Source organism: Vibrio sp. OPT46, from assembly GCF_015163535.1.
Taxonomy (GTDB): Bacteria; Pseudomonadota; Gammaproteobacteria; order Enterobacterales; family Vibrionaceae; genus Vibrio; species Vibrio alginolyticus.
The window spans coordinates 1-441 of sequence record NZ_JADDYG010000611.1 but is presented as its reverse complement, the minus strand read 5'-3'; the positions used below and the strand labels follow the sequence as shown (position 1 = coordinate 441).

Here is a 441-nt window from a genome sequence, read left to right as displayed (position 1 = left end):
GTTAGAATACGCTCTGCAAGCTCATCGATTTTTGTTTGTAGATCAGTGTAGATCTCTTCAAATTTTACGTGCAGTTCGAAGAATTGCGCACCTTTAATATTCCAGTGGTAACCGCGAGAGTTCATGTACAACACTTGGTAATGCGCTAGCAGTTGATTTAGCTGTTGAGCTAGTTGTGCTGATTGTTCTCTGTCTAGACCAATTAGGCTTACTTGTTTGTTCATAATCTTGCTCCTAGAAGGATGATACCAATCGTAGTAACGAACGACTCTCTTACCGGGATTGGTATAAAGTTTAAAAATTCTTTTGCAGTATTTGCTGCCGATGGAGTCATATTACGACTCCGGCTCGGTGAAGAAAATTTGGTTTTAGCTATGATTTAAATAGCTAAATCCAATGAGCAAGTAGACGAATACCGGCGTATCATCCAACAAAAAGCCC

At 39.9% G+C, this 441-nt stretch carries 1 protein-coding gene; it reads right to left on the bottom strand.

Translation table 11 applies throughout. The features are described 5' to 3' along the window. Positions 1-224 (bottom strand): Dps family protein (locus tag IQR33_RS23840; RefSeq protein ID WP_193844113.1); only part of this gene is annotated, 224 nt, incomplete at its 3' end. Positions 225-441: the final 217 nt, after the last annotated feature.